Raw genomic sequence first — 4,591 nt, 5'->3', positions numbered from 1 at the left:
TTGCTTACCCACTTTCTGGGGGGTGGCTTTCGGACCCGGTTACCGCCCCGCCCGCGGCTTGGGGTTGGCGGGGGGCCGCGCGCCGGCCGGCGGCGAAGCTGTTACGGGGGGCGCGGCCGGCGTCGGATCGGGCTCGGCCTGTCCGGCGGAGGCGGTCACCACGCCCACCACGGTGGCCTGCCAGTCGGCGAGCGCGCCGCCGGACTGCCCGGAACTGACCGGGGCCTCGATCTCGACCATGCCGCGCAGGGCCTTGCGGGAGAAGTCGGCGGCGTTGAGCGCCACGATGGTGCTGTCGAGCGCGGTGATCCGGCCCGGCGTCGCGGTGGGGATGCCGCCGGCGCCGCCCGCGTTGCCCAGTGCGAGCACCTCGTCGCGCACCCGCAGACCGGCCGAGCTGCCCAGCCGGGCGACCGGCAGCTCCCTCGCCCCGATCAGCGACAACAGCGCGATGTCGGCGCCGGAGTCGTAGCCGAGCACGGTGGCCTGGTACTGCTCGCCGGTGGCCACCGAGACCACACTGACCTCCTCGGCCCCTTTGATCACGTGATGGCTGGTGAGCACCTGGCCGTCGGGGGTGAGCACGATGCCCGAGCCCGCGCCCGCCCAGGCCCGGCGCCGCGCCGCGGGCGGGGATTGGGCCCACAACCGGGGCGACCCCGACCCCCCCCCCCCCCCGCGGCCCGCCCCCGCCGTCCCGGCTCCGCGGGGGGGGGGCCCGCGGCCCACGCCCTCCCCGAAGCCGAGGGCGGGCGGGTACGCGGTGCCGATCGACACCGCCATGAAGGTGGTCGAGCAGATCCGCTCCGGCATCCCCAGCGACAGCGTGCACATCGGCCAGACCGCCACCCTCGGCGTGCTGGTCTCCGACGCCAGGCCCAGCGGCGCCAGGGTCGACGTCGCCCTCTACGGCCTGCCCGCCCACGGCGCCGGGATCAGGGACGGCGACACCATCGTCTCCCTCGACGGCCGCGCCATCGGCAGCTCGCGCGCACTGCGCAACGCCATCGACCGGCGGCGGCCGAGGGAGACCGTGCGCCTCGGGGTGCTCGGCGCGGACGGGGTGGAGCGGATCGTCAGCGTGGAACTGGCGCTCGGCACCCCCAACTGAACCGGGCCGTCAGGCCAGGCTGAGCCAGTAGTCCTGGAAGCGCAGGAACACCAGCAGCAGCACCACCGCGTAGAACACCGCGACGACGGTCCAACGCCATTCGGCCAGGATGCCGAGCGCCCCGCTCGCCCGACCCCACAGCAGGTCGGTGAGCAGCGCGAGCAGCGGCGGCACCACCGCCCACACCACCATGCAGTACGGGCACAGCGCGCCGATGCGGTAGAGGCTCTGGAAGATCAGCCAGCAGACGAACACGACGCCGAGCAGCATGCCCAGCCACAGTCCGCCCCAGACCCAGCGCGGCAGGCCGACATGGGCGACGGCCAGCACGCCGAGGGTGACCGCCACCGAGAAGCCGACGATGCCCATCAGCGGATTGGGGAAGCCGAAGACGGCGGCCTGCTCGGTGGTCATCACCGAACCGCACGACGGCACCGGGTTCAGGCTGCACGTGGGCACGTAGGCGGGGTCGACGAACAGTTTGAAGCGCTCCACGGTGAGCGTCACCGAGGCGATCCAGCCCGCCAGGGCCAGCAACAACAGCGGCCAGGCGGAACGAGGTGGTGCGGCGATCACTGTCCGGCGGCCGCCTTCGCGATGGCCTGCTCGAGCTCGTTCGGCGCGATCTGGGTGCCGTCGACGAAGACCGACGGGGTGGAGTTCACGCCCTCGCCGAACACCGCCTGGGTCTTGTCGGCGACGAACTGCGCGTAGGTGCCGTCCTCGACGCAGCCGGCGACCTCGTCGCCGTAGCCCGCGTCGACCGCGATGCGCACCAGCTGCTCGTCGGTGTGGCCGGGGCCGCCCTCGGCGGGCTGCTGGGCGTACATGCTGCTCAGCCAGCCCTGGAACTCGGCCGGGTCCTGCTCGGCGACGCAGTAGGCGGCATTGGCCGCGCGGCTGGAGTACTGGTTGGTCGAGGCGCGGTCGAGGAAGGAGATGATGTTGTACTCGACGGCCGCCGTGCCGTTGTTCACCGCGTCCTCGAGCAGCGGCCCGTAGGCGGCCTCGAAGTTCTTGCAGGCCGGGCACTGGAGGTCGGCGACCACCCGGACGGTCACCTTCGCGTCGGGCTTGCCGACCCGGACCGCTCCGCTGTCGGTGAGCGAACCGGTGACCGCGCCCGGGTCCGCCGGCGCCGGGATGCTGGGGGTGGCGGCCGGGCCGTCGTCGCCGCGCATGGCGATGCCGACGCCGATGGCCGCGATGAGGGCGATCAGCACCACGGCCACACCCGCTTGGATGGCGATCTTGCGCTTGCGGTCGGCACGCTCGGCCTCCGCCAAGATGTTGCGCCGTCCCGGATTGTTGCTCACCGTGCGTTCACCACGCCTTTCGCTTGCCGGACGATGGGGGGCCTGCCTCCCGACGATGCTAGTTGCGGGCGCGTCGCCGGACAGCCGGGCACGGCCCATCATGGCCCGCGAACCTGAGAGAACCCCCAACGCACGGCACATCGATGACCGACGTCCCCGGGGTGCGGGACCGAGGTCGCCCCGCGGCCTACCATGCCCCGGTGACCGACTACGACTTCGAGCACCCGGACACCTCCACCCTGCCGGAACGGCAGCGCCGCATCCTGGAGGTGATCCGGGACTGGGTGGTCGAGCACGGCTACGCGCCGGGCACCAGACAGATCGGCGAGGCGGTCGGCCTGCGGTCCTCCTCGGCGGTCGCCAGGCACCTGCGCGCGCTGGAGGAACGCGGCTTCCTGCGGCGCGGGGATTCGGTGGCGCGGCCGATCGACGTGCGGCTGTTCCTGCGCCCCGCCGCGGCGCCGGGGCGCGAGGACACCGTGACGGTGCCGGTGGTCGGCGACATCGCCGCGGGCGCGCCGATCCTGGCCGAGGAACACTGCGACGACACCCTGACCCTGCCGCGCGAGCTGGTCGGCCGGGGCGCCGTGTTCGCGCTGCGGGTGCGCGGCGACTCGATGATCGACGCGGCGATCTGCGACGGCGACACCGTGGTGGTGCGCAGCCAGCGCGAGGCGCAATCCGGCGACATCGTGGCCGCGATGATCGGCGAGGAGGCCACCGTGAAGGTGTTCCGCCGTCGCGGCGGGCATGTGTCGCTCGAGCCGCGCAACCCGGCCTACCAGCCGATCGACGGCGACGAGGCGGTCGTCCTCGGCAAGGTCGTCTCGGTCGTGCGCCGGGTGTAGCCGGCTCCCCGGCGGCCTCAGGAGGCTTCGAGCCTGCGCAACTCCGCCTCGACGTCGAACCCGGCTTCGGGCCAGTCCAGGTCGAGCCCGGTCAACGCGTGCACCAGCAGTTCGTTCACCGCTAGCCGCGAGTACCACTTGCGGTCGGCCGGCACCACATACCAGGGGGCGTGCTCGGTGTTCGTGCGGTCGAGCATGTCCTGATAGGCCTCCCGGTACTGCGGCCAGTAGGCGCGCTCGTCGATGTCGGAGGGGTTGAACTTCCAGTGCTTGTCGCGCCGCTCCAGCCGCTCGCGCAGCCTGCGTTTCTGCTCGTCGAGCGAGACGAACATGGCCACCTTCACCAGGGTGATGTTCTCCTCGCGCAGCTGCTGCTCGAAGTGGTTGATCTCGTCGTAGCGGCGCTGCCACTCGGCCACCGGCACCAGCTTGCGCACCCGCGCGACCAGCACATCCTCGTAGTGCGAGCGGTCGAACACGCCCAGCTGTCCCGGCCGGGGCAGCGCTTTGCGGATGCGCCACAGATAGTGGTGGCGCAGCTCCTCCTGAGTGGGCACGCCGAAGGCCGCGTGGTCGACGCCCTGCGGATCGACCGCCCCGATCACCGAGCGCACGATGCCGCCCTTGCCCGCGGTGTCCATGCCCTGCAACACCAGCAGCACGCTGCGTGGATCACCCGAGCGGCCGTTGGCGTACAGCTTCTCCTGCAGGCCCGACAGCACCTGCGAGCGCTCGGCCAGCAACGCCTGCCCCTCGGCCTTGGCGCCGTCGAAGCCCGGCGTGGCGGAGGTGTCGATGTCGGCGACCTTCACCCCGTCGGCGCGCAGCAGTTCGGTGACATCCCCGGACCAGTTCTTCGGCATCGTCCACACCTACCACAGCGCCCGGACCTACCACAGCGCCCGGCCGGCGCCCGGCCGTGACCTGCCCCAGTCCACCGCACCGGTCAGCGGATCTGCGCGAGCCGCAGCAGGTGCTTGGCGAAGTCCTCGTCGGAGACCGGGGTGAGGATCAGGTCGTGGGAGGTGGTGAGCAGGTAGCGGCCGTCGCCGGCGACGTCGAGCCAGCTGCGGTGCCTGGTCGGCGGCGACATCGGGTTCTCCGGGTCGATGGTGACGGTGATGAAGCCGCGTCCGTCCAGCGGCTTGCGCAGGGTGTTGCGGAAGCGGGCAGGGCCGTCGGCGGGCGCGGGGGGGGGGGGGGGGTGGGCCCGGCCCCCCGGGCGGCGGGGGGGGGGGGGGGGCGGCCCCCCCCCCGGCGCCCGCCCGCCGGGGCGGGCGAGCCCCCCCCCCCCCCCCCCCGCGGGGGGCCGGGAG

General features: G+C 73.1%; 6 protein-coding genes and 1 pseudogene. 2 read left to right on the top strand and 5 right to left on the bottom strand.

The window, feature by feature from the left end; genetic code table 11:
* Positions 1-39: 39 nt before the first annotated feature.
* Positions 40-777, bottom strand: a complete 738-nt coding sequence (locus QH283_RS20170) for a S1C family serine protease (protein ID WP_280504540.1) — start codon at positions 775-777, stop codon at positions 40-42.
* Here QH283_RS20170 and QH283_RS20165 point away from each other — a divergent pair.
* Positions 764-1,111 (top strand): PDZ domain-containing protein, encoded by a 348-nt coding sequence (locus QH283_RS20165; RefSeq protein WP_280504539.1) that lies wholly within the window; start codon positions 764-766, stop codon positions 1,109-1,111. The genes QH283_RS20170 and QH283_RS20165 overlap by 14 nt on opposite strands.
* Before the next feature lie 9 nt (positions 1,112-1,120).
* Here QH283_RS20165 and QH283_RS20160 read toward each other — a convergent pair whose 3' ends face one another.
* Positions 1,121-1,687, bottom strand: a complete 567-nt coding sequence (locus QH283_RS20160) for a vitamin K epoxide reductase family protein (RefSeq protein WP_280504538.1) — start codon at positions 1,685-1,687, stop codon at positions 1,121-1,123.
* Positions 1,684-2,427 carry a DsbA family protein gene (locus QH283_RS20155; protein ID WP_280504537.1) on the bottom strand — a complete coding sequence of 248 codons (744 nt, stop codon included), beginning with the start codon at positions 2,425-2,427 and terminating at the stop codon, positions 1,684-1,686. Before QH283_RS20155 ends, QH283_RS20160 begins: the two co-directional genes overlap by 4 nt.
* 143 nt (positions 2,428-2,570) lie before the next feature.
* Here QH283_RS20155 and lexA point away from each other — a divergent pair, with 143 nt between their 5' ends.
* Positions 2,571-3,275, top strand: a complete 705-nt coding sequence (gene lexA / locus QH283_RS20150) for a transcriptional repressor LexA (RefSeq protein WP_414689713.1) — start codon at positions 2,571-2,573, stop codon at positions 3,273-3,275.
* A 17-nt stretch (positions 3,276-3,292) separates the two neighbouring features.
* Here lexA and QH283_RS20145 read toward each other — a convergent pair whose 3' ends face one another.
* Entirely contained in the window at positions 3,293-4,138 is an 846-nt protein-coding gene (locus QH283_RS20145) for a PPK2 family polyphosphate kinase (RefSeq protein ID WP_280504535.1), read from the bottom strand.
* Positions 4,139-4,221: 83 nt separating this feature from the next.
* Positions 4,222-4,591 (bottom strand): annotated as a pseudogene (locus QH283_RS20140) (hypothetical protein); the annotation flags it as partial.

The sequence above is a fragment of the Nocardia farcinica genome, from assembly GCF_029867845.1.
Taxonomy (GTDB): domain Bacteria; phylum Actinomycetota; class Actinomycetes; order Mycobacteriales; family Mycobacteriaceae; genus Nocardia; species Nocardia farcinica_A.
The sequence above is the reverse complement of the archived record's forward strand: the minus strand, read 5'-3'. Positions and strand labels throughout refer to the sequence as shown.